The sequence below is a fragment of the Ruegeria sp. CDSB114 genome (assembly GCF_059611025.1).
Window position 1 is genome coordinate 155,211 of record NZ_JBXWOT010000006.1, and the last position, 22,829, is coordinate 178,039.

Consider the following 22,829-nt stretch of genomic DNA (forward strand, 5'->3'; position numbering starts at 1 on the left):
TTGCTTGAGGATATACGTCCCCTGTGGCATTACGACAATTAATCCTTGTTGCTGCTGAGGCCTGGAAAAACTTATGGATAAAAAGAAGATTGGCTTGCCCCCTCTGGACTGGTTGCGCGTATTCGAAGCGGCGGGGCGGTTGGGTGGATTCTCGGCAGCGGCGCGCGAGTTCGGTCTAACGCAGGCTGCCGTCAGTCAGCGCATCGGCAACCTTGAGGCCTGGTTGGGCCGCACGCTGTTTGTGCGCGAGGCGCGCGGTGTATCTCTGACCGTCGAGGGCGAAAGCTATCTGCCGCTGGTCCAGGACAGCTTGCAAGCGCTCGAGCGCAATACCGAAGACCTTTTCGGAAAATCCCCGCGCGAATTGCGGGTGGCTGGCCTGTCTTCCCATATTAAGGCCCTCGTCATACCCGCTCTTGCACGTTTTCACGACCTGCGCCCCAAAGTTCGGGTGCTGACAGATTCTGTGGCGCGACGGTCTTCGCTGGATGAAGAAAGGACTTGGCTTCAAATCCGCTATGGGCGTGGGGCGTGGCCCGGGCGAGATTCCGAACTGATTGCCGCCGAAGTGCTGGTGCCGATGGCCGCGCCTGGTGTGGATTGGTCCGCGCCCTTGATTGATCTGCGCGGTGAAAGGCCCGGCTGGCGTGATTGGGCGAAAAACACCACTCAGACCGACCTGCCGCCCTCGAAAATGAGCTTCGATTCGATGGAACATGCGATTTCGGCGGCTCGGCAGGGTTTGGGCGTTGTGTTGGGATCCATGCCCTTGGCGCAATCGGACTTGCGAGCGGGGCGGTTGCGTCGACTGGATTTGCCCGAATTGAACGCAAAAGATGGCTATTGGCTGACCTGGCCCGAAGAGCGTGCGAAATCCAATAAGCAACGGGCGCTCATCGCGGATTTTCTGCAGGCCCTGCGCGGGGACTGATCAGAAATCTATCGCGATGCCTTTCTTTTCCCAATCGCCATAACGTGCAGGATCGGGGCCGTCGCGTCCGCCCAGCTCTTTGGGTCGCGCTTTTGCGTCGGCTTCGGCCTTGCGGTGGCGGTCCTCCGCCTCGGCCAGCGCGCGTTGTGCGGCAGGCGGCAGGTCTTTGGGCTCGTCATTCATGACATCGGGTTCCTTTCAGTGCATTGGCTTGATATACGCCCCCGTCCGCCCTTGGCAATGCGGACGAGGGTCACATCAAAGGCGATTCAATGTCCGATAACGCAACGGCCGCGCGACGCAGCGCAATCTACCTTCTGGATCAGATCTTGGGTGAGGGGCGGCTGATGTCAGAATGTCTGGCTGCAGGTGCGCTGGAGCGATTGGCACCAGAAGACCGGGCGCGGGCACAGCGGCTGGCGTTGCAAACGCTGCGTGGGCTCGAACGCGCCGACCGTCTGTTGGTCAATCACCTGAACCGCACCCCCGCCCTGACCGTGCATAATGCCCTGCGTCTGGGAGCGGTTGAGCTGTGCCATGGCGAGGCAGCGCATGGCGTCGTAAATTCCATGGTTGAGATTGTCGGTCGCTCGCGCAAGCATGGACGGCTCAAGGGGTTGGTGAACGCGGTTCTGCGCAAGGTCGCGGCGGAAGGGCCAGAGGCTTGGCCGAAAATGCGTGTGCCGCGCCTGCCCGAGTGGCTGCGCGATCCGTTGATCATGGCCTGGGGTGCCGAGGCCGTGACCGGCATGGAGCTGGCGCATTTCGAGGGCGCGCCGCTGGATCTTTCAGTCAAGCCAGGGGCAACCGCGCCGGGTGAGATGCTTCCGACCGGTTCGATGCGGGTTCGGGATGCGGGGCAGGTGTCCGCTCTGCCGGGATATGATCGCGGTGACTGGTGGGTTCAGGATGCCGCCGCCGCACTGCCTGTCCGAGTCCTGGCGCCTAAGGCCGGAGAGAAAATTCTGGACCTTTGCGCTGCGCCCGGTGGCAAGTCGTTGCAGCTGGCGGCTGCGGGGGCCGATGTGACTGCGCTGGATATCTCGGAATCGCGGCTGGAACGAGTCCGCGAGAACCTGACGCGGACGGGCCTGATGGCTTCGGTCATCGCGGCTGACGCGCTGGAACACCAGGGTCAGTATGACGCCCTCCTGCTGGATGCGCCCTGTTCCGCCACCGGCACGATCCGCCGCCATCCTGATCTGCCCTTTGCCAAGGACGGGTCGGAATTCGGCGCGCTGATCGAGCTGCAAACGCAGATGCTTGCTCATGCCTGGACCCTTCTGAAACCGGGCGGGCGGTTGGTGTACTGCACCTGCTCGTTACTGCCCGATGAAGGCGAGGTGCAGGTTGAAGAGGCGCTACAGATGTATCCTGATATGCAAGCGGACCGGGCCGCTTTGCAGGTCGCGGGGGTCGAAGCCGGCTGGATCACCGAAGAGGGCGGTTTGCGTCTGCGGCCTGACTATTGGCCGGGGACAGGCGGCATGGACGGCTTCTATATCGCCTGCCTGACGAAATCGACCTGAAGGCACGCTTTTCGATGACTTGACGATTGCTCCGGTCTATCGTTGGGTCTCAGGCGCCAGCAGAGCGCAAGGGGCAGAGTAACGAGCGTCATGTCAAATTCGGACACCATGGCAAACCGATGGTCGCGGTTTCAGAACCGGCTTTATGCGCGGCTCAGTCAGCGGCGCAAGGCCGTTACCGGATTTGTGGGCGATCCGGAACCACGCACGGTTGGATCATTTGCGCGCGGGCGTCAGTTGGTGGCTGGGAACCTGCTGTTCTCGGGCTATCTGGTTGAGGCGCAGGATACAGGCTTATGGGATGTCACCGCGCCCAGCACCGGATTCGACGATGAACGCCACGGTTTTGCCTGGCTGGATGATCTGGCGGCTGTTGGCGACATCCGGGCGCGCGAAAAGGCGCAACGCTGGGTCTGGGGCTGGATCGAAGCACATGGGCGCGGGCACGGGCCCGGTTGGGCACCTGATCTGACAGGCCGGCGAGTGATGCGTTGGATCAATCACGCGATCTTTTTGCTGCGCGGTGTGGATGAGCAACAAAGCAAGGTCTTTTTCAGTTCGCTATCTCAGCAGGCCTGGTTCCTGTCGAAACGCTGGCATGCTGCGACGCCTGGCCTGCCCCGGTTCGAGGCGCTAGCCGGTCTGGTGCAGGCCGGTTTGGCTTTGGAAGGGCTTGAGCAGATGGCAGAGCCCGCCCTGCGCGCTCTGGCGCGGGAATGTGACAGTCAGATAGATCAAAAAGGTGGTATCTCCACGCGTAACCCCGAGGAGCTGCTGGAAGTCTTCACGCTGCTCGCCTGGACATCGGCGGCACTTAGCGATTTGGGGCGGGGTACACCTGGGGCGCAGGCGAATGCGATTAAACGGATGGCCCCGACCATGCGCAATCTGCGTCATTCGGATGGTGCACTGGCCCGTTTCCACGGGGGCGGGCGCGGGGTCGAGGGGCGTCTGGATCAGGCTCTGGCGCAAAGCGGCGTCAGACCGCAGAGCGAGAACGGCCTGTCCATGGGATTTGCCCGTCTCTATGCGGCACGGACCAGTGTGATTATTGATGCCAGTTCGCCGCCCAAAGGGGATGCGTCATATAACGCACATGCGTCGACCCTGGCGTTCGAGCTGACCTCGGGCCGCCGACCTCTGATTGTGAATTGTGGGTCTGGGGAAACCTTTGGGCTGGAATGGCGTCGGGCCGGGCGCGCCACGCCGTCGCATTCGACACTTTGTCTTGACGGCTTTTCAAGTGCGCGTCTGACCTCAGCTGTTCCTGGTACGGAACGTGAAGGGCTGGTCGACGCGCCAAAGGATGTTCCGGTCGAGTTCGAAGACGCGTTCGAGGGAACCCGGTTCATGGCCGGGCATGATGGCTATACGAAAGTGTTCGGCCTGACCCATGCCCGAACGTTCGAGCTGCGCTTTGACGGGCGGGAGCTGACCGGCGAAGATATTCTGCTTACCACAAGTGACAGGGCCAAGCGGCAATTTGACAAGGCGCTGGATGCGTCGAACCTGACTGGTATCGGCTTTGACATACGGTTCCATCTGCATCCGGACGTGGATGCGGCGATAGATTTGGGCGGTGCGGCGGTGTCCATGGCGCTCAAAAGCGGTGAGATTTGGGTGTTCCGCCATGATGGTGTGGGGAAATTGTCAATCGAGCCAAGTGTTTACCTTGAAAAGGGCCGTTTGAAGCCACGCGCGACAAAACAGATCGTTCTATCTGGCCGCGCAATGGAGTATGCGACGCGCATCCGGTGGACGTTGAGCAAGGCGCAGGATACAGCCTTTGCCGTGCGCGACCTGCACCGGGACGAGCCCGAGTTTGACTGACGCCAAAAGGACCTTTGGACCCATGACCGATCTTCACCCCGTGCGCCGCGCGTTGCTTTCCGTATCCGACAAGACCGGGCTGATCGAGCTGGGTAAGGCGCTGGCCGACCGCGGGGTCGAGTTGTTGTCGACCGGCGGCACAGCAAAAGCGTTGCGCGATGCGGGGTTGGAGGTGAAGGATGTCAGCGAGATCACCGGTTTCCCCGAGATGATGGATGGCCGGGTCAAAACGCTGCACCCGATGGTGCATGGCGGCTTGCTGGCCTTGCGTGACAATGACACCCATGTCGCCGCGATGAACGAACACGGCATCGACGCGATCGACTTGCTGGTGGTGAACCTCTATCCGTTCGAGGCGACCGTGGCTAAAGGCGCTGGCTATGACGAATGTATCGAGAATATCGACATCGGCGGCCCGGCGATGATCCGCGCCGCGTCCAAGAACCACGCGTTTGTCAATGTCGTGGTCGATGTCGAGGATTACTCGTCGCTGTTGGATCAGCTGGACGAGAATTATGGCAAGACCTCATATGGTTTCCGTCAGTGGCTGGCGCAAAAGGCCTATGCCCGCACCGCTGCTTACGACACCGCCGTGTCGAACTGGATGGCCGATGCGCTGCTGCTTGAGGCCCCCAAACGCCGCGCTTTTGCGGGCGAGTTGAAACAGACACTGCGCTATGGCGAGAACAGCCATCAGACCGCTGCATTTTATACCGACGGTACCAACCGACCCGGTGTGGCGACCGCCCTTCAGCATCAGGGCAAGGAACTGAGCTATAACAACATTAACGACACTGATGCGGCGTTTGAGCTGGTTGCGGAATTCGATCCCGTCAAGGGTGCGGCCTGTGCCATCATCAAACATGCCAACCCGTGTGGCGTTGCGACAGGAGGCACGCTGCTGGACGCCTATAAGGCCGCGTTCGACTGTGACCGTACCTCGGCCTTTGGCGGGATCGTGGCCCTGAATCAGCCGCTGGACGCTGAAACCGCGCAGGAGATCACAGGGATTTTCACCGAGGTTGTGATCGCACCTGGCGCCTCGGATGAGGCCAAGGCGATCTTTGCCGCCAAGAAAAACCTGCGCCTTCTGACGACCGAAGGCCTGCCGGATGTGACCGCCGGTGGCAAAACCGTGCGTCAGGTCGCGGGCGGTCTGTTGGTGCAAGACAAGGATAACGGTTTCGTCGGCATGGATGACCTGACGGTTGTCACCAAGAAGGCCCCGACGGATGAACAGATGCGCGACCTTCTGTTTGCCTGGAAGGTGGCAAAGCACGTGAAATCCAACGCCATCGTCTATGTTAAGGACGGCGCGACCGTGGGTGTCGGCGCTGGCCAGATGAGCCGCGTGGATTCGGCCCTGATCGCGGCCAAAAAGGCCGAGCGCATGGCCGATGTTCTAGGCCTGCCACAGCCGCTGACCATCGGCTCAGCGGTGGCGTCGGACGCGTTCTTCCCCTTTCCCGACGGTTTGATGGAGGCCGCAGAGGCCGGGGCCACCTGCGTGATTCAGCCTGGCGGCTCGATGCGAGATGACGACGTGATCGCCGCCGCAGATGAGGCCGGTCTGGCCATGGTCTTTACCGGCATGCGGCATTTCCGTCACTGATGCGTGCCCGATTGCTCCTCTGGGCGGCGCTGACCGCGTTTCTGATCGACCAGATCAGCAAGTACCTGGTCGTTCATGTGATGCGCGTGGCCGAAGAGCCGATCAGCGTTCTGCCGCCCTTTCTGGTGTTCAGATATGGCGAGAATCGCGGCATCAATTTCGGCCTGTTTCAGGGCAATGGCGACGCCGCGCGCTGGGCTCTGATCGGAGTTTCACTGGTGATTTCAGTGGGCGTGTTGATTTGGTTGATGCGCACGGCCCCCTCAAAGCTCATGTTGGTCTGTGGCGGCCTGCTGATCGGCGGTGCGCTTGGCAATGTGGTGGACCGCGTGTTGTACGGATATGTGCTGGATTTTCTGAACATGTCCTGCTGTGGTTTCGACAACCCCTATGTGTTCAATCTGGCCGATGTATTCATATTCGCAGGTGCGTTCGGGTTGGTGCTGTTTGATAGGAAAAAGCCCTCGTGACGCGGGTTTGGAAATACGATAAAAGCGCCTGAAACAGGCTGGAGACTTTCATGCGGTTGCCGCGTTCCATATTTGTTGTGACTATGAGTCTTGCGGTTGCGGGATGTTCGGATATCGGTCTGCGCCACCTCGAGCCGCCGGGCCCGGGTCCGGACGAGTTTGCGATTCTGCCGGTCAAACCTCTGACCCAGCCCGAGAACTACAACTCTTTGCCCGCACCGACACCGGGTGGCACCAACCTGACCGATGCCAATCCCACAGGGGATGCTATTGCCGCGCTGGGCGGGAATCCGGCTGCTTCGAATCCAAATACCGCTGTGCCTGCCTCTGATGGCGCGCTTGTCACGGCCTCTAGCCGATATGGCGTTCCGTCAAACACACGGCAGGTCGTCAACCAAGAAGATGCGGATTTCCGCAAGCGTCAGGGGCGCTGGACCCGTTTGCGGCTGTTCAACGTAGATCGATATTCGCAGGTTTACCGTCGCTGGGCTATCGACCCGAACAAGCAAACCCAGGCTGCGCGGAACGCTGGGATCGAAACGCCATCGGCGCCGCCGGTCAATGAATAATTCTTAACTTTCCGTCATCGGGGTTGAACCCGCGCGGCACCACCGTAGTTTGAACACCAGAAACGAAACGGAGGATGCCCCATGGTTCGGGCTCTGGCACTGTCGGCTGCTCTGATCGCCGCCACCCCGGTTTTTGCCGAAGTTGGGCACGAGGCGGTCACCACCTTTACGCTGGATAACGGTATGGACGTTGTCGTGATCGAGGATCACCGCGCCCCAGTCGTGCAGCACATGGTCTGGTATCGCGCCGGATCGGCGGATGAGCCGGTTGGTTCGTCCGGTGTGGCGCATTTTCTGGAACACCTGTTGTTCAAGGCCACCGACACGCTGGAGGCGGGCGAGTTTTCTGCCACCGTCGCGGCCAATGGCGGCAATGACAACGCGTTCACCTCGTATGATTACACCGCCTATTTTCAACGTGTCGCTGCCGACCGGCTTGAGCTGATGATGCGGATGGAGTCAGACAGGATGCGCAATATCCGCCTGTCCGATGACGACATCGCCACCGAGCGCGACGTGATCCTGGAAGAGCGTAACCAGCGTACCGAAAACAACCCGCGCGCCCTGTTCGGTGAACAGGTCAGCGCGGCGCAATACCTCAACCACCGCTATGGTGTCCCCGTTATCGGTTGGAAACACGAGATGGAAACGCTGGACCTGGACGATGCACTGTCCTTCTATCAGATCCACTATTCGCCAAATAACGCCATCCTGGTGGTGACCGGCGATGTTGAGCCAGACGAGGTCAAATCCCTGGCCGAGCAATATTACGGGGTAATCCCGGCAAACCCGGACCTGCCCGAACGGGTGCGATCACAGGAGCCGCCACAAACCGCTGAACGCCGTCTGACCTTTAAGGATGCGCGCGTATCGCAGCCCTATGTTCAGCGCAGCTATCTTGCACCCGAACGGGACGCAGGTGCGCAGGAAAAAGCCGCCGCCCTGTTCCTTCTGGCTGAATTACTGGGAGGCAGCACGACGTCGTACCTGAATGAAAAACTGCAGTTCGAGCAGCAAAAGGTCGTCTATACCGGTGCGTTCTACCGAGGCGTGTCGCTTGACGATACCACATTTGATCTGCTGGTTGTTCCGGCCGAAGGCGTGTCGCTGCAAGAGGCCGAGGATGCGATGGATCAGGCCGTGACCGATTTCATCGCCGAAGGTGTGAACGAAGAGGATCTGGATCGGATCAAGATGCAGCTGCGCGCCGCGCAGACCTATGCGCGTGACAATGTGGACGGGATCGGCAATCGCTATGGCCGTGCCCTGACCAGCGGGCTGACGGTCGAAGATGTACAGGCTTGGCCTGATGTCCTGCAGGCGGTGACCGGTGATCAGATCATCGCCGCCGCGCGCGAGGTGCTGCAGCCTGAAACCTCGGTCACGGGCTGGCTGATGCGAGACGATGAGGTAACGCAATGAAGCGGATATTTGTAACTCTGATTGCTTTGGTCATCGCAGTTCCTGCATGGGCCGAGATCGAGATTGAAGAAGTCACCTCGCCGGGTGGCATCACCGCATGGCTGGTCGAGGATCACTCGATCCCCTTCACCGCCCTGGAGCTGCGGTTCCGCGGTGGCACGTCGCTGGACGACCCGACAAAGCGCGGCGCGGTGTATCTGATGAGCGGCCTGATCGAAGAAGGCGCTGGCGAAATGGATGCCCGTACCTATGCGCGCGAGCTGGAATCTCTGGCCGCGTCGTTCGGGTATAGCGCCTCAGACGATTCAGTGTCGATCTCGGCACAGTTTCTGACCGAAAACAGGGATGAGGTGATTGACCTGCTGCGGACCACGATTCACGAACCGCGTTTCGATCAGGATGCAGTAGACCGTGTTCGCGCTCAGGTTCTGTCGGGTCTGCGGTCAGATCAGACCAGCCCCAGTGACATTGCCGGGCGCAGCTTTGCGGAAATGGCCTATGGCGATCATCCCTACGGCTCCGAAGGCAAGGGCACGATCGAGAGTGTCAGCGCCTTGACCCGCGATGATGTGGTCACGGCATATGAGAACGTGTTTACCAAGGATCGTCTGTATGTAGGCGCGGTCGGCGATATCACCCCAGAGGAACTGGGCGCGGTGCTGGACGAGCTCTTGCTTGATCTGCCGGATACCGGCAAACCGATCCCTAAGCGGGCCGATGTGACGATCACTGGCGGAGTGAGCGTGATCGAGTTCGATACGCCGCAATCGGTGGCTCTGTTCGGCCATGCCGGGATCGACCGCGACGACCCGGATTTCTTTTCCGCCTATCTGTTGAACCATATTCTTGGCGGCGGGGGTTTCGAAAGCCGCCTGATGCAGGAAGTGCGCGAAAAACGCGGTCTGACCTATGGCGTGGCGACCTATCTGGTGCCAAAGGATCTGGCCTCTGTGTATCTTGGGTCGGTGTCCTCGGCCAATGACCGTATCGCCGAAGCCGTTGATGTGATCCGCAACGAATGGGCGCGCGCCGCATCCGAAGGGGTCACTCAGAAGGAGTTGGACGACGCCAAGACCTATCTGACCGGTGCCTATCCGCTGCGCTTTGATGGCAACAGCCAGATCGCTGGGATCATGGTGGGTATGCAGATGGAGGATTTGCCTATCGACTATATCGCCACACGCAATGACAAGGTGAATGCAGTGACGCTTGAGGATGTGAACCGGGTGGCCTCCGAACTGCTGGACCCAGATGGTTTACACTTTACCATCGTTGGCAAACCCGAAGGTCTGGACGGCTGACCCTTAGGCCGCTGCAGGTCTTCTCTGGGCCTGCAGCGTGTGCTTGTTGCTGTTCAACAGCTTTTGCCGTGTATGTCGGAAATGCGCTGCTTTCAATGCATCGTCGATATGGCGGCTCCGCCGCAGCAAGCGCATCAGGCTGATATTGTCGAAGACCAGGCATTTGGTGGGTTCGGTGGCTATTACCGTGGCTGTGGCAGGCAGCCCAAGGCCAAAGGTCAGCTCTCCCAAAATCTCATCTTCGCCACATTGGTTGATGACCCGGCCGTTTTTCAGGATCGTGGTCCGCCCCTTTAAGACAAAGCCCAAAAAGTCGGTTGTCTTGCCTTCTTCGATCAGGATGTCACCGTTTTCATAGGTCTTGACGGCGGCGGTGTTCAACAGTTTCCGGGCTTGGTGGGGTTTCAGCGATTCAAGGTGCAGGGCAATGAACTGACGTTCGTCATCTGAAAACCGAAGCAGATGCCGGGACAGAAACCCGCGCAGCAGGCCCAGGATCGAGATCGAGATATAGGCCAGCTGAATGATCGAGCCCGCGAGGTTGAATTCTTCCGACATGCTGAACAGAACACATCCGGCTGCGGCGATCACAAGCAGGGGGTAGAGGCTGCCGTTGCCCCGGATGATCCCCATCTGCAGCAGAAAATAGCTGGTGATGTAGAGGCCCGCGCCAAAGACGCCGATCATCGTGGCGACCTGTACCAGTTCTGGAAACTCGTATGGAAAACTCAGCATGGACCGATCCAACCTTGTAAAGACTGGATCCAAGCTGAGGGATAGTGGCGGCGCTGTATATGAACAATGTCACATGTTAATCATCGTTATGTGCATTCAATGATCACTCTATGCAGCAGCGCGCCATCTGTACCCGAACAAACTGTTTGCACCCCTGGGTTTTCCAGGGCTGGGGCCCTACTCGCCGTAGGGCACCCAGATGTTTTTAACCTCGGTCGCAGCCTGCAGGAAGCGGCGAGTCTGATCCTCGTGCCAGTCGGTTGCCATGGCGTTATTAACCCAACTCCGTTTCAGGTTCCCGGCCGAAGCCCGCTCGATCTCGGCCGACAGATCGGTAGACGAGAATGACCAGATCGCATCCACATTCAGATGCGAAGCCAGCGGCTTCGCCAGTTCCGTGTGGCTGCCAGTCAGGATGTTGACCACGCCAGCGGGCACGTCAGAGGTTTCGAGGATTTGGTAGAAATCCGTCGCCGCCAGCGGGTAAGGCTCGCTTGCCGCAAGAACCACCCGGTTGCCCATCGCAATCGCAGGCGCCATGGCCGAGACCAGACCCAGCAGCGGCGCCTCGTCAGCACAGAGCGCGCCGATCACGCCGACAGGTTCTTTCATGGCAATGGCCACGCCCCGGATCGGAACGCCGTGCACCTGGCCGTCATACTTGTCGGCCCAGGCAGCGGCAGTGAACAGGCGCTGGATCGAGGCTTCGACCTCTTTCGCGCCGTCTTTCCTGCCGGTCATGGCATCAAGGCGCGCAGCGAATTCACCCGCGCGGGCCGAGAGGTTTTCGCCGATGTAATACAAGATCTGTGCCCGTAGATGGCCGGTGGTCTTGGACCAACCCTTGGCCCCCGCTGCGGCCTCGACCGCGTTGCGGACGTCTTTGCGGTTGGCCAGACCCACATGGCCCAGCAGGCCAGGCTTGCCCCAGACGGGTTTCGAATATCCGCTGTCAGGACGGGCCTGTTTGCCGCCGACATACATTTTGGCAGTACGGTCAATCGGATCGACCGGGGCACCTTCGCCCATCGCGGCCTCGGCCTTGGCCAATGGCTTGCCTTTGCCTTTGGGCTTGGTGTAGGCGGTCAGACCTTCCCAGCCACCTTCGCGGCCAAAGCCGCTTTCGCGCACACCGCCGAACCCGGCTGCGGCATCGAACAGATTGGTGGCATTCACCCAGACAACGCCCGCGACCAGCTTCGGTGCGATATCCAGTGCAAGGTTCACGTTCTCGGTCCATACCGTTGCCGCCAGCCCGTAACGGGTGTTGTTGGCCAGCTCAACCGCCTCTTCCGGAGTACGGAAGGTCGAGGACACCAGCACCGGACCGAAAATTTCCTCCTGCATCAGTTGATCGGAGGTTTCGAGGCCCGAGATCAGCGTTGGCGGGTAGAAACAGCCATTTTCGGGCAGCGCGCCAGCCGCCTGATAAACGTGACCCGCGGAGTTGCTGTCGACCATGCTCTTGATGGTCTGCAACTGGACCGGGTCGACCACAGCACCCACGTCGATGCATTTGTCCAATGGATCACCGATGCGCAGAGTGTCCATTCGGGCGCGCAGTTTCTCGTGGAACCGATCGGCGATGCCTTCCTGAACCAACAGACGCGAACCTGCGCAACAAACCTGACCCTGATTGAACCAGATCGCGTCGACCAGGCCTTCGATGGCGGAATCGATATCGGCGTCGTCAAAGACGATATAGGCGGACTTGCCGCCCAGCTCCAAAGTCAGCGCCTTACCCGAACCGGCGGTCGCCTCACGGATGCGCCGACCCACTGCGGTTGAGCCGGTAAAGGCGATCTTGTCCACGTCCGAGGCCACGATCATCTCACCCACCGCGCCATCGCCCGTGACGATGTTGACCACACCCTTGGGCAGCCCGGCCTGTGAGCAGATATCGGCAAACAGCAGCGCAGTCAGAGAGGTATATTCGGCAGGTTTCAGAACGACCGTGTTACCCATGGCCAGCGCCGGAGCAATCTTCCAAGCCAGCATCAGCAGCGGGAAGTTCCAAGGAACGATTTGTCCACACACTCCCAGCGCTTCGGCGTTGGGTAGTTCGCTTTCCATCAACTGCGCCATGCCGGCGTGGTAGTAAAAATGGCGCTGTACCAGAGGGATGTCGATGTCGCGCGATTCACGGATCGGCTTGCCGTTATCCAAGCTTTCCAGCACTGCAAACAGACGCGAGTGCTTCTGCAGCAGGCGCGCGACGGCATAGAGGTAGCGCGCACGACCCGCACCGCCCATCTTCTCCCATTTTGGCTGCGCCTTGCGGGCGGCGGATACGGCGGCGTCGACATCGGCTTGCCTGGCCTGGGTCAGCTTGGCCAAAACCTCTCCGGTCGCCGGGTTGCGGCTGTCGAACCCCTTGCCCGGTTTGGTGAAGGCCCCGTCGATATAGTGACCAAATTTGTCACCCTGATCGACCAGCCAGGCCAGCGCTTCGGCTGAGCTTTCGGGGGCAGGGCCGTAATCCATGGTCTCGAAAATCTCTTTGACTGTCATTGTTTTCGTCCTCAGCCCATCGAGTGCCTGTAACCGGCGGAATAAGCACCCGTTACGAAATGTTCTAGCTGCCGTTCGATATCGCCCAACAGCGACGACGCGCCAAAGCGAAACAGGTCCGGCTCCAGCCAACGGTCGCCCAACTCATCCTTGATCAGCGACAGGTAAACTAGTGCGTCCTTGGCTTTGGAAATCCCGCCTGCGGGTTTATATCCGACACGATACCCGGTGCGGTCATAGTAATCGCGGATCGCCCGGATCATCACCAGCGACACGGGCAGCGTGGCGTTGACGCTTTCCTTACCGGTCGAAGTCTTGATGAAATCCGCCCCCGCCATCATGCAGACCAGCGAGGCACGCGCCACGTTGCGTAGGCTGCCCAGTTCGCCGGTTGCAAGGATGGCTTTGACATGCGCGTCGCCACAAGCCACGCGGAACGCTTTCATCTCGTCATACAAGGCCTTCCAGTCGCCCGACAGCACATGACGCCGAGAGATTACGATGTCGATTTCCTCGGCTCCGGCTTTGACGCTTTCTTCGATCTCGGCCACGCGCAGGTGGAACGGGGACAAGCCTGCAGGGAATCCGGTCGATACGGCGGCCACCGGAATCCCGGTGCCCCTCAGCGCATCCACAGCGGTTTCGATCATGTCGTGATAGACACAGACCGCGCCGGTGGTGATCGGTGGCATGTCCAACGCCTGAAGTGTTGCAGAAGCCACGGGTTGCCGCGCTTTGGCGCACAGGCGCCGGACACGGCCGACGGTATCGTCTCCCGATAGGGTGGTCAGGTCGATCAGGGTGATCGCCTTGAGCAGCCACGCCGCCTGGTAGTCCTTTTTTACCGAGCGCCGACCCGGCAGGGTGGCTGCGCGGCGCTCAACGGCCGAGGTGTTGACCTGTACGGCCCGCACCCAATCCAGATCAAGCTCCATTCCAGGGTTCCGGGGCTCGGTCACTTGCGGCAGATGCGCGGTGCGCACGGGGCTTTCTGAGCTCTGCGTTTCCATTTTCACATCCTTTGGGAGGTTTGTATCAAATTCGCACGGGTAAGATGCAAATGGAAGGCCATCCGGCATTGGAAGGGTAAATTTTTTGACCAAATGGACAAAATAGGCGTTTTCTTGCGAATAATTCTCAATAGCATTGACTTAGTTGCGAGCGGTTCTCATATTCATCTTAGCAAGATACCAATTCTGGGGCCTGACATGATTCGTCGTAGTTTCCTTGCAGCGCTGGCATTCGCCGCTGTATTCCCATTCTCGGCCTGGGCCGATGCGCCGCTGAAAGTGGTGGCCACGACCGGTATGATTGCCGATGCCGCTCGTCAGGTCGGAGGTGATCAGGTCGAGGTGAAGGGCCTTATGGGCCCCGGTGTCGACCCGCATGCCTATCGTCAGACCCGCAGTGATATCGTCGCTATGACCAGGTCCGATCTGATCCTGTGGCATGGTCTGTATCTTGAGGCGCAGATGGAAGAGTTCTTTCATGACCTTGGGCGTAAACGCATGGTTGTTGCGGTAGCCGAAGGCGTTGATAATTCAAAGCTGCACGCGCATGACAATTATGCTGACAAATACGATCCCCATCTTTGGATGAGCCCGACCCTGTGGCGCGATGTCGTGGTCGAGGTGCAAAAAGCGCTGACCCAGGCGCGCCCCGAGGCCGCGGGCATCTTTGCGGCAAACACAGAGGCTTTTCTTGTGCGGATTGCGGAACTGGAGGCTTATGGCAAGCAAGTGCTTGCGGCGGTCCCGGAAAACAACCGTGTTCTGGTGACGGCACATGATGCCTTTGGGTATTTCGGTGCTGAATACGGGTACGATGTGCTTGGAATTCAGGGTATTTCAACCCAATCCGAGGCGGGACTGAACCGGATTAGCGAATTGGTCGATACGCTGGTTGACCGGCAACTGACGGCAGTTTTCGTGGAAAGCTCGGTCTCGGATCGGTCGATGCGTGCACTGATCGAGGGCGCAGCGGCCAGGGGACATCAGGTCGAAGTCGGTGGACAGCTTTATTCGGACGCGATGGGCGAGCCCGGCACCTATGAGGGTACCTACATCGGGATGCTGGATCACAATATCACTGTAATTGCAGGCGCTCTGGGGGCTGATATTCCCAAAACCGGCATGAGCGGCAATCTGTCCGCGGGGTTTTAAGAGATGCTGGAACTGGCGGCACATCAGGGCATCCCCCTTCCGGAAAACGACATTGGAAAAAGCCCGCTGGCCATTCGTGGCCTGACCGTCTCGTACGGGCAGAAGCCGGCGGTTTTCTCGGTTGATATGACCGTGCAGCCGGGTGCAATGACAGCGATCATCGGGCCAAACGGTGCTGGTAAATCGACCCTGTTGAAGGCGGCTTTGGGGATTGTCTCACCCCTGTCCGGTCAGGTGACGGTGTTTGGCGATCGGCTGGATCGACAGCGGTCCCGGATCGCATATGTGCCGCAGCGGGCCAGCGTGGACTGGGACTTCCCGACGCGCGTGATTGACGTGGTTCTGATGGGCTTGTCGCGCGAACTGGGGCTGTTGGGGCGGGTGCGCGCCCGGCATAAGGCGCAGGCGATGGATTGTCTGCACCGTGTAGGGATGCGTGACTTTGCCGACCGGCAGATCGGCCAGTTGTCAGGCGGCCAGCAGCAGAGGGTCTTTCTGGCGCGCGCCTTGGCCCAGGCCGCCGATCTGTATCTGCTGGACGAACCTTTTGCCGGGGTTGATGCGGCAACGGAAAAGGCCATCATTTCCGTCCTGAAATCGCTGAAAGAGGCGGGCAAGACCGTGGTTGCGGTGCATCATGACCTGGCGACCGTCACCGACTATTTCGACCATGTTTTCCTGATCAACACGCGCAAAGTCGCCGAGGGGCCCGTGGCCGAGGCATTTACGGCCAAGACATTGCAATCTGCCTATGGCGGCCGTCTGGCTACTGCGCAGATCGACCAGATCTCACGCGCGCTGGGGTGAGTCATGCATTGGGATGCTCTGACCCTTCAGCTTGGCTATAACGCCACGCTTGTCGCAATCGGTGCAAGCCTGCTGGGCATTTCCGCCGGGGTAACCGGCACATTTCTGTTCTTGCGCAAACGTGCACTGGTCAGCGATGCGATCAGCCATGCGACATTGCCGGGTGTGTGTCTGGCCTTTATGGTGCTTGTGGCCCTCGGTGGGGACGGCAGAAACCTGATCGGCCTGCTCGTTGGGTCGGCAATATCCGCTTGGATCGGCCTTTTATGTATGAACTGGCTGACGCGGCACACGCGGCTGGCCGAGGATGCCGCGATCGGAGCGGTCCTATCTGTATTCTTTGGTTTCGGCATTGTGCTGCTGACGGTGATCCAGACCATGGGTGTGGGCCGACAGGCGGGGCTTGAAGGGTTTCTGCTGGGCTCGACCGCTGGGATGCTTTGGGCAGATGCGATGATCATTGCGATCGGAGGCGCGGCAACGCTGGCGCTTGTCATGATTATCCGCCGTCCAATGACGATCGTGGCCTTTGACCCTGAATTTGCCGCAGCCAGGGGCCTGCCGGTGCATCGCATCGACCTTGCAATGATGGGTCTGGTAATGGCCGTCACAGTGGTTGGCCTGAAAGTTGTCGGGTTGATCCTGATCGTTGCGCTTTTGATCATTCCGCCGGTGACAGCCCGGTTTTGGACTGAGCGGTCCGAAAGAGTAGTGTTGCTGGCGGGTCTGATCGGGGGCGTCTCGGGCTATATCGGTGCGGCGCTGTCGGCGGCGGCTCCCAATCTGCCGACGGGTCCGCTTATCGTTCTTGTCAGTTTTGCCGTGTTTGTCCTGTCGTTGCTGTTGGCGCCGGTTCGCGGTGTTATGGCGGCGGTGTTGCGGCACCTGCAATTCCAGCGTCGGGTTCATATCCGGCAGGGCTTGCTTGCGTTGGCACAAGGGCAGAAAATCTATGAGCCGCTGACCCTGCGTTTGTTGCGCCGGGCCGGGTTGGCACGCCCCGACGGCGTGGCAACCGAGGCTGGCAAGGCCCGCGCCGCCAAAGCCCTGCGCGACGAAAAGCGGTGGGAGGTCGTTCGCACGGACCAGGCCCACGAAGCAACAGCGGCGTTGTATGATGGGCTGCGCGATATCGAAACAGTGCTAACGCACGACCAGATTACCGAAATCGACCGGCAGATTGGTGGCCCGCAGGGGGTAGCAACATGAGCGGCGAAGAATTCGTTCCACTGTCTTTGACACCGCTGCTGATCGGGACATTTGCGGCCATTGCCTGCGCTCTTCCGGGAAACTTTCTGGTTCTGCGCAAACAGGCGCTGATCGGGGATGCGATCAGCCATGTAGTGTTGCCGGGCATCGTGGTGGCCTTTCTGCTGACCGGCGCGATCTCGACCTGGCCGATGATGCTGGGCGCGGCGGGTGCTGCCGTGGTTGCTGTGGTGATGATCGAGGCGATCCGCAGGCTGGGTCAGATCGAACCCGGTGCGGCAATGGGCGTGGTCTTTACTACCCTATTTGCGGCGGGTGTTCTTTTGTTGGAGCAGACGGACACCTCGACCGTGCATCTGGATGTGGAACACGCGCTGTATGGCAATCTCGAAAGTCTGATCTGGCTGGACGCAACGGGATGGGCCTCGCTGCGGGACCCGGCCGCGCTTGCGGGGTTGCCCCCGGAATTGCCGCGTATCGCGCTGACGCTTGCGGGGGTTTCGCTGTTTACCTGGGTATTCTGGCGACCATTGAAGATTTCGACCTTTGACGAAGGTTTTGCCAGCACGATTGGTATTCGGACCGGTCCTTTGGGGTTTGCGCTGGTGATCACAGCGGCGATAGCTGCCGTCGCAGCCTTCGACGCGGTTGGCTCGATCATCGTGATCGCCATGTTCATCTGCCCCCCCGCTGCGGCGCGGTTGATGACCAACCGATTGGAAACTCAAATCGCATGGAGTGTTGTATTTGCCGTGGTTTCGGCGGTGATGGGCTATGTTCTGGCGGGCTATGGCCCATTTTGGCTGGGTGCCCGCGATGCCGTGAGTGCCGCCGGAATGATCGCAACGGTATCGGGTGTGATTCTGGCGCTTGCGGCTGTTTTCGGCCCCTGCCGGACCCGCGCCGGCGCTCCAGGCACTGTCTGATCCGGCAAATTCCTGCTGTTGGCTGATGCCGTATTTCGGCTGAACTTTGCCAACGCGAACAGCACGGCCAGAGTTAATGAGCCTTAATCTGCAGATCGTGCTAAGGTTGTTGTATTGTTAAGCAACTGACCACCACTCACCCCGGCTTGTTCGGGCAATCGTGATCAAGGTCGTCGCCTTGCAGGCCGACATGGCGCGATTGTCCGAACGCCCCCCTCTTGCACAAAATCTGAATACCATAGCGGTGGCAGAATCGTGTGCGCATGTGCTAGGTCTAGGGGTATGGAGCAGGCAAACCCCAATATCAACGAGTTTCGACCGGTAATTCGGCAGTTGGACGATGCTGCAATCAACCGGATCGCAGCCGGCGAAGTGGTCGAGCGACCGGCCTCTGCGGTCAAGGAATTGATCGAGAACGCCATTGATGCAGGTGCCACGCGGGTTGCGATAGAGATCGCCGATGGGGGCAAGACGCTGATTCGCGTCACCGATGACGGCTGTGGTATTGCGGCGGCGGACTTGCCGTTGGCTTTGTCCCGCCACGCAACCTCGAAAATCGACGGGTCGGATCTGCTGAACATTCATACTTTCGGCTTTCGCGGTGAGGCGTTGCCCTCGCTGGGCGCGGTCGGGCGTTTGACCATAACCAGTCGTGTTCCGGGGGCGGATGCGGCGCAGATTCAGGTCGCTGGTGGCACAATGTCCGCGGTGAAACCCGCGGCTCTGCGCGCGGGTACCGTGGTCGAGTTGCGCGATCTGTTCTTTGCCACGCCTGCGCGTCTGAAATTCATGCGTACCGACCGCGCCGAGACGCAGGCCATCGCCGATACGGTCAAACGTCTGGCCATGGCCGAGCCCTCGGTCACCTTTACCCTGCGCGATGTCTCGGGCGGCGGCGAGGGGCGCGTAACCTTCCGTGCTGACCGCGAGAATGGTGATCTGTTTGACGCGTTGCATGCCCGACTGGCCCGCGTGATCGGGCGCGAGTTTGCCGAGAACGCGTTGCAAATTGACGCCACGCGTGAGGGTATCCGGCTGTATGGCTATGCCGCTCTGCCGACCTATTCTCGGGGCGCAGCGGTGGCGCAGTACCTGTTCGTCAATGGACGGCCTGTGCGTGACAAGATGCTGACCGGTGCATTGCGGGCGGCCTATTTCGACTTTCTCAGCCGTGATCGGCATCCGGCGGCGGCTCTGTTCATCGACTGTGATCCGGCGCTGGTGGATGTGAACGTGCACCCTGCCAAATCCGAAGTGCGGTTCCGCGATCCCGGCGTCGCACGCGGGCTGATCGTCTCGGCCCTGCGGCACGCACTAGCCGAAGCGGGGCACCGGGCGTCCTCGACCGTCGCAAACGCGACGCTTGGCGCGATGCGGCCTGAATCACCGCAACCCATTCCGGCGCGGGTGTATCAGATGGATCGCCCTTCACCTGCCGCGCGCCAGATGGCCTATCAGGCGCAGGCACCGGGCTTTGCTGAACTGACCCGCGATTACAGCGGCAGCGTGGTCGAGCCGGTCGCGGAATCTGTTTCCGAGACGCCGGTAGAAGACCTGCCTTTGGGGGCTGCACGCGGGCAGGTGCATGAAAACTACATTATCGCCCAGACCGCTGATGGTATGGTGATTGTCGATCAGCACGCCGCGCATGAGCGGTTGGTCTACGAAAAGCTCAAAACCCAGATGGCGGCGAACGGCGTGGCGGCGCAGGCGCTGCTGATCCCCGAGATCGTAGAGTTGTCTGAAGGCGACTGCGCGCGACTTATGGCTGTGGCAGATGATCTTTCGCGCTTTGGCCTGAAGCTCGAGCCCTTCGGCGGCGGTGCGGTTGCCGTGCGTGAAACCCCGGCCATTCTGGGTGAGGTCAACGCCCGCGCAATGATTCTGGATATTCTGGATGAGCTGTCCGATCAGGGTGAAAGCCAGATGGTGCAGGCGCGGATTGAGGCGATCCTCAGCCGTGTCGCCTGTCACGGTTCGATCCGCTCGGGCCGCCGAATGCGGGCCGAAGAGATGAACGCCCTGCTGCGCGAGATGGAGGCGACACCCCATTCCGGCCAGTGCAACCATGGGCGGCCAACTTATGTGGAACTGAAACTGGCCGATATCGAACGATTGTTCGGACGCAGTTGATCCCGCGGGGTGCGCGGGCTATGAAGAATAAAACAAGAACACCCGAGGCAAAATGATCGAGATTGCAGGAACCCAATTTGCATTGAACGACCCCGTGATCCTGATCGTTGGCGGGGTGGTGGCATTGATCCTGTTGCTGCTGTTCCTGTCTTTGCGAGCGGCCAACCGGTCAGCCAGGATGGCCGAGCCACTGTCGCGGCAAATGGCGCATCTGGGTCAGCATGTTCAGCAGTTGGGACAAGGACAAGAGCAGCTGCGCGGTGGTCTGCAGCATGTCTCGGACACGCAGGCCAATGCGCAGCTGCAGGTGATCCAGACGGTTGAATCCCGCCTGTCTTCGGTGCAGCAGCAGATGAACGATCGGCTGGCAGATAACGCGATGAAATCCGCGCGTGCGCTGGCCGAGATGCAGGAGCGGATGAAGGAATCGCTGCACGGCTCGTCGAAACAGACGGCGACGTCACTGACCCAGTTGCAGGAGCGTCTGGCGGCCATCGACAAGGCGCAGGATAACATCACCAAACTGTCGGGCGATGTGCTGTCGCTTCAGGATATTCTGTCGAACAAACAGACGCGCGGTGCGTTCGGAGAGATTCAGTTGAACGATATCGTCTCCAAGGCATTGCCCTCGGACAGTTTCAAGCTGCAGGCGACCTTGTCGAACGGGCGTCGGGCGGATTGCCTGATTCACCTGCCCAACCCACCAGGCCCCATTGTGATCGACAGCAAATTCCCGTTGGAAGCGTATGAGGCGCTGATCGGGTCGACCAATGATACGGAGCTGAAAGCGGCGGTGCAGATGTTCCGAACAACTGTGCGCAAGCATATCAACGACATCTCCGAGAAATACATTCTGGACGGGGAAACCGCCGATGGCGCGTTGATGTTCCTACCTTCTGAAGCGGTTTATGCCGAGTTGCACGCCAAGTTTCCCGAATTGGTGCAGGAGAGCTTTACCAAACGCGTTTGGATCGTCTCGCCCACCACCTGCATGGCAACGCTGAACACGATGCGCGCGATCCTGAAGGACGCAAGGATGCGGGAACAGGCGGGTGCTATCCGCAAAGAGCTGGGTCTGCTGCACAAGGATGTAGATCGCCTGGGCGATCGGGTTTCCAATCTGGACCGTCATTTCGGGCAGGCGGCCAAGGATATCTCGGAAATCAAGATCAGCGCTGAAAAGGCAGGGCGCCGGGCGCAGCGACTGGACAATTTCGATTTCGAAGAGATCGCACCTGACGACACGCCGGGCGTTGTACCGCTGGCGCGGCACGAAATCTGACAAGCCGTTCGATGCGACATTGGCCGGAATTGGCCAGCACACCGCGTCAGGTCCCAGAGATCAGATACGCAGGAAGGGCTGGAACAAGCGGGGCATGAGCTTGGTGAATTTTAGCGGCGCGTCGGTAACGGCCAGACAGATGCAATCTGCGGTAATGTCTGCGGTCGGGGTGTGATGCAGATCTTCATCGGCAATCTCGACATCGCCGCGTGCAAAGTGATCAACCTCATCCGAGAACGCACCCTGCAGAACCATGGTCAATTCCATACCGTTATGGCTGTGATCCGGAACTGCGGTTCCGGCCGGAATGAACAGCAGACGTGCCGAAGCGTCGCCGCTCGTCGGCAAGATAGCTTGTCTGACGCCCATTCCGATGGGCCGCCATCGGATGTCGTTGACAGTGCCGCCGACGTAGTCCTGCAGGGGGGCAGGTAGGACGGCGCAGCCCTTGTTCACGGGCTTGGGGGTCGGTGCGCCTTGGGCGATCAGCGCCATCGTCGCAGCCAGCGCGCTGTCGCTCATTTGGGCAGGATAGGGCAGCTCGTCCAGTATCTGTCCGCCAACCGCATCAAAGCTTTCAGCCTGCGCGCGGCAATGGTCACACAGCGACAGATGGGTCGCGACCATCAGATCGAACGCTTCGGGCAGGCTGCCAGCGGCATATGCCATCAGCAGATCTTCCGTCAGGTGATGCTTAATCTGTTTGCTCATCGTCTCTGTCTCAGTTCATTGCGTGGCGCAGGCGATCCAGCGCCAGCCTAATTCTTGATTTGATCGTTCCCAGAGGCAATCCAGTCTGAAACGCAATTTCCCGGTGACTCAGGTCTCCGAAATAGGCCTTTTCGATCAAGTCTCTTTGCGCGTCAGGCAACGCCTTCAAGGCAGTGCGCAGCTGCGCGGTTTCTTGTTGCAAGACGATCACGTCGTCCTGATCAGGTTCGGACTCGGGGCCCCATCCCAGTTCTTCCGGTTCGGGGCGCCGTTGCTTGCGCAGGGCGTCGATGCGTTTGTTCCGTGCGATGGTGAACACCCATGTGGCCACCGTTGCCCGGGTCGGATCGAACAGATGGGCCTTGTGCCACAAGGTCGCCATCACCTCTTGCGCACATTCCTCGGACATGGTCGCGTCCGAGCCTGACTTCATCAGGAACGCCTTGATACGCGGCGCAAAATGCTGGAACAGCTCGGCAAAAGCCGCCTGATCCTGCGCATCCCGAATGCGCCTGACATGGTCCACCCACTCAATCCTGGTGTCGCAACTGCTTTGTGTTCCGTTCACCTGTTTACCCTTGATGCGTTTTCTTGAGCGCCATGGCTTGAGCACGGCGGGTATAGCCGCCGGCTCGTCCAAGGTCACGGTGTCTATATCGGTAAACATAACCACAATACGGTTGGTGTCC

20 protein-coding genes are annotated in these 22,829 nt (G+C 59.9%); 14 read left to right on the forward strand and 6 right to left on the reverse strand.

Annotation, left to right across the window (positions count from 1 at the left end; translation table 11 throughout):
* Positions 1–73 precede the first annotated feature (73 nt).
* Positions 74–931, forward strand: a complete 858-nt coding sequence (locus AC2FIP_RS14780; RefSeq protein ID WP_496787001.1) for a LysR family transcriptional regulator — start codon at positions 74–76, stop codon at positions 929–931.
* Here AC2FIP_RS14780 and AC2FIP_RS14785 read toward each other — a convergent pair whose 3' ends face one another.
* Positions 932–1,114 carry a DUF1674 domain-containing protein gene (locus AC2FIP_RS14785; protein WP_496787002.1) on the reverse strand — a complete coding sequence of 61 codons (183 nt, stop codon included), beginning with the start codon at positions 1,112–1,114 and terminating at the stop codon, positions 932–934.
* Between the two features lie 89 nt (positions 1,115–1,203).
* Here AC2FIP_RS14785 and AC2FIP_RS14790 point away from each other — a divergent pair, with 89 nt between their 5' ends.
* The 7 genes from AC2FIP_RS14790 to AC2FIP_RS14820 all read left to right on the forward strand — a co-directional run bounded on the left by AC2FIP_RS14790 (position 1,204) and on the right by AC2FIP_RS14820 (position 9,664).
* Positions 1,204–2,460 (forward strand): RsmB/NOP family class I SAM-dependent RNA methyltransferase, encoded by a 1,257-nt coding sequence (locus tag AC2FIP_RS14790; RefSeq protein WP_496787003.1) that lies wholly within the window; start codon positions 1,204–1,206, stop codon positions 2,458–2,460.
* Positions 2,461–2,550: 90 nt separating this feature from the next.
* Positions 2,551–4,290: a heparinase II/III family protein gene (locus tag AC2FIP_RS14795; RefSeq protein ID WP_496693042.1), complete on the forward strand. Its 1,740-nt coding sequence runs from the start codon at positions 2,551–2,553 to the stop codon at positions 4,288–4,290.
* Between the two features lie 22 nt (positions 4,291–4,312).
* Entirely contained in the window at positions 4,313–5,902 is a 1,590-nt protein-coding gene (gene purH / locus AC2FIP_RS14800) for a bifunctional phosphoribosylaminoimidazolecarboxamide formyltransferase/IMP cyclohydrolase (protein WP_496697742.1), read from the forward strand.
* On the forward strand, positions 5,902–6,372 hold the full coding sequence (lspA, locus tag AC2FIP_RS14805; protein ID WP_496693040.1) for a signal peptidase II: 471 nt from the start codon (positions 5,902–5,904) through the stop codon (positions 6,370–6,372). Before purH ends, lspA begins: the two co-directional genes overlap by 1 nt.
* Positions 6,373–6,422: 50 nt before the next feature.
* The gene (locus tag AC2FIP_RS14810; protein WP_271952136.1) at positions 6,423–6,941 is read left to right on the forward strand and encodes a DUF3035 domain-containing protein; all 519 of its coding nucleotides are present in this window, start codon (positions 6,423–6,425) and stop codon (positions 6,939–6,941) included.
* Positions 6,942–7,022: 81 nt separating this feature from the next.
* Positions 7,023–8,363: a M16 family metallopeptidase gene (locus AC2FIP_RS14815; RefSeq protein WP_496787005.1), complete on the forward strand. Its 1,341-nt coding sequence runs from the start codon at positions 7,023–7,025 to the stop codon at positions 8,361–8,363.
* Positions 8,360–9,664, forward strand: a complete 1,305-nt coding sequence (locus AC2FIP_RS14820; RefSeq protein WP_271952138.1) for a M16 family metallopeptidase — start codon at positions 8,360–8,362, stop codon at positions 9,662–9,664. The genes AC2FIP_RS14815 and AC2FIP_RS14820 overlap by 4 nt, the downstream gene beginning before the upstream one ends.
* Positions 9,665–9,667: 3 nt before the next feature.
* Here AC2FIP_RS14820 and AC2FIP_RS14825 read toward each other — a convergent pair whose 3' ends face one another.
* From AC2FIP_RS14825 to deoC, 3 genes are all read right to left on the reverse strand, one after another.
* The gene (locus AC2FIP_RS14825; protein ID WP_281996041.1) at positions 9,668–10,399 is read right to left on the reverse strand and encodes a Crp/Fnr family transcriptional regulator; all 732 of its coding nucleotides are present in this window, start codon (positions 10,397–10,399) and stop codon (positions 9,668–9,670) included.
* A 177-nt stretch (positions 10,400–10,576) separates the two neighbouring features.
* Positions 10,577–12,910, reverse strand: a complete 2,334-nt coding sequence (locus AC2FIP_RS14830; protein ID WP_496787007.1) for an aldehyde dehydrogenase family protein — start codon at positions 12,908–12,910, stop codon at positions 10,577–10,579.
* An 11-nt stretch (positions 12,911–12,921) separates the two neighbouring features.
* Positions 12,922–13,920, reverse strand: coding sequence for a deoxyribose-phosphate aldolase (deoC, locus tag AC2FIP_RS14835; RefSeq protein ID WP_496787010.1), 999 nt, complete (start codon positions 13,918–13,920; stop codon positions 12,922–12,924).
* A gap of 198 nt (positions 13,921–14,118) precedes the next feature.
* Between deoC and AC2FIP_RS14840 the strand changes: the two genes are divergently transcribed.
* From AC2FIP_RS14840 to AC2FIP_RS14865, 6 genes are all read left to right on the forward strand, one after another.
* Positions 14,119–15,072, forward strand: a complete 954-nt coding sequence (locus tag AC2FIP_RS14840; RefSeq protein ID WP_496787012.1) for a metal ABC transporter solute-binding protein, Zn/Mn family — start codon at positions 14,119–14,121, stop codon at positions 15,070–15,072.
* Positions 15,073–15,075: 3 nt separating this feature from the next.
* Positions 15,076–15,879, forward strand: coding sequence for a metal ABC transporter ATP-binding protein (locus AC2FIP_RS14845; protein ID WP_142640060.1), 804 nt, complete (start codon positions 15,076–15,078; stop codon positions 15,877–15,879).
* A gap of 3 nt (positions 15,880–15,882) precedes the next feature.
* Positions 15,883–17,088, forward strand: a complete 1,206-nt coding sequence (locus AC2FIP_RS14850) for a metal ABC transporter permease (RefSeq protein WP_496787014.1) — start codon at positions 15,883–15,885, stop codon at positions 17,086–17,088.
* Positions 17,085–18,014 carry a metal ABC transporter permease gene (locus tag AC2FIP_RS14855; RefSeq protein WP_496787016.1) on the forward strand — a complete coding sequence of 310 codons (930 nt, stop codon included), beginning with the start codon at positions 17,085–17,087 and terminating at the stop codon, positions 18,012–18,014. The genes AC2FIP_RS14850 and AC2FIP_RS14855 overlap by 4 nt, the downstream gene beginning before the upstream one ends.
* A 282-nt stretch (positions 18,015–18,296) precedes the next feature.
* A complete protein-coding gene (gene mutL, locus AC2FIP_RS14860; protein WP_496787017.1) occupies positions 18,297–20,147 on the forward strand; it encodes a DNA mismatch repair endonuclease MutL in 1,851 nt (616 codons plus the stop codon).
* A 52-nt stretch (positions 20,148–20,199) separates the two neighbouring features.
* Positions 20,200–21,429, forward strand: coding sequence for a DNA recombination protein RmuC (locus AC2FIP_RS14865; RefSeq protein ID WP_142640068.1), 1,230 nt, complete (start codon positions 20,200–20,202; stop codon positions 21,427–21,429).
* A 60-nt stretch (positions 21,430–21,489) separates the two neighbouring features.
* On the opposite strand, the gene AC2FIP_RS14870 is transcribed toward AC2FIP_RS14865, so the two are convergent.
* Both AC2FIP_RS14870 and AC2FIP_RS14875 read right to left on the reverse strand, forming a co-directional pair.
* Positions 21,490–22,140, reverse strand: a complete 651-nt coding sequence (locus tag AC2FIP_RS14870) for a ChrR family anti-sigma-E factor (RefSeq protein ID WP_496697724.1) — start codon at positions 22,138–22,140, stop codon at positions 21,490–21,492.
* Positions 22,141–22,150: 10 nt separating this feature from the next.
* On the reverse strand, positions 22,151–22,807 hold the full coding sequence (locus AC2FIP_RS14875) for a sigma-70 family RNA polymerase sigma factor (protein WP_496787018.1): 657 nt from the start codon (positions 22,805–22,807) through the stop codon (positions 22,151–22,153).
* Positions 22,808–22,829: the final 22 nt, after the last annotated feature.

Bases quoted from the DNA above. Each gene is read 5' to 3' on its own strand.
- AC2FIP_RS14830 (WP_496787007.1), bottom strand. From the start codon at position 12,910: ATGACAGTCAAAGAGATTTTCGAGACCATGGATTACGGCCCTGCCCCC.
- AC2FIP_RS14845 (WP_142640060.1), top strand. From the start codon at position 15,076: ATGCTGGAACTGGCGGCACATCAGGGCATCCCCCTTCCGGAAAACGAC.
- purH (WP_496697742.1), top strand. From the start codon at position 4,313: ATGACCGATCTTCACCCCGTGCGCCGCGCGTTGCTTTCCGTATCCGAC.
- AC2FIP_RS14820 (WP_271952138.1), top strand. From the start codon at position 8,360: ATGAAGCGGATATTTGTAACTCTGATTGCTTTGGTCATCGCAGTTCCT.
- AC2FIP_RS14790 (WP_496787003.1), top strand. From the start codon at position 1,204: ATGTCCGATAACGCAACGGCCGCGCGACGCAGCGCAATCTACCTTCTG.
- AC2FIP_RS14875 (WP_496787018.1), bottom strand. From the start codon at position 22,807: ATGTTTACCGATATAGACACCGTGACCTTGGACGAGCCGGCGGCTATA.
- AC2FIP_RS14780 (WP_496787001.1), top strand. From the start codon at position 74: ATGGATAAAAAGAAGATTGGCTTGCCCCCTCTGGACTGGTTGCGCGTA.
- AC2FIP_RS14785 (WP_496787002.1), bottom strand. From the start codon at position 1,114: ATGAATGACGAGCCCAAAGACCTGCCGCCTGCCGCACAACGCGCGCTG.
- deoC (WP_496787010.1), bottom strand. From the start codon at position 13,920: ATGGAAACGCAGAGCTCAGAAAGCCCCGTGCGCACCGCGCATCTGCCG.
- AC2FIP_RS14840 (WP_496787012.1), top strand. From the start codon at position 14,119: ATGATTCGTCGTAGTTTCCTTGCAGCGCTGGCATTCGCCGCTGTATTC.
- AC2FIP_RS14850 (WP_496787014.1), top strand. From the start codon at position 15,883: ATGCATTGGGATGCTCTGACCCTTCAGCTTGGCTATAACGCCACGCTT.
- AC2FIP_RS14795 (WP_496693042.1), top strand. From the start codon at position 2,551: ATGTCAAATTCGGACACCATGGCAAACCGATGGTCGCGGTTTCAGAAC.
- AC2FIP_RS14815 (WP_496787005.1), top strand. From the start codon at position 7,023: ATGGTTCGGGCTCTGGCACTGTCGGCTGCTCTGATCGCCGCCACCCCG.
- AC2FIP_RS14810 (WP_271952136.1), top strand. From the start codon at position 6,423: ATGCGGTTGCCGCGTTCCATATTTGTTGTGACTATGAGTCTTGCGGTT.
- mutL (WP_496787017.1), top strand. From the start codon at position 18,297: ATGGAGCAGGCAAACCCCAATATCAACGAGTTTCGACCGGTAATTCGG.
- AC2FIP_RS14865 (WP_142640068.1), top strand. From the start codon at position 20,200: ATGATCGAGATTGCAGGAACCCAATTTGCATTGAACGACCCCGTGATC.
- AC2FIP_RS14825 (WP_281996041.1), bottom strand. From the start codon at position 10,399: ATGCTGAGTTTTCCATACGAGTTTCCAGAACTGGTACAGGTCGCCACG.
- AC2FIP_RS14870 (WP_496697724.1), bottom strand. From the start codon at position 22,140: ATGAGCAAACAGATTAAGCATCACCTGACGGAAGATCTGCTGATGGCA.
- lspA (WP_496693040.1), top strand. From the start codon at position 5,902: ATGCGTGCCCGATTGCTCCTCTGGGCGGCGCTGACCGCGTTTCTGATC.
- AC2FIP_RS14855 (WP_496787016.1), top strand. From the start codon at position 17,085: ATGAGCGGCGAAGAATTCGTTCCACTGTCTTTGACACCGCTGCTGATC.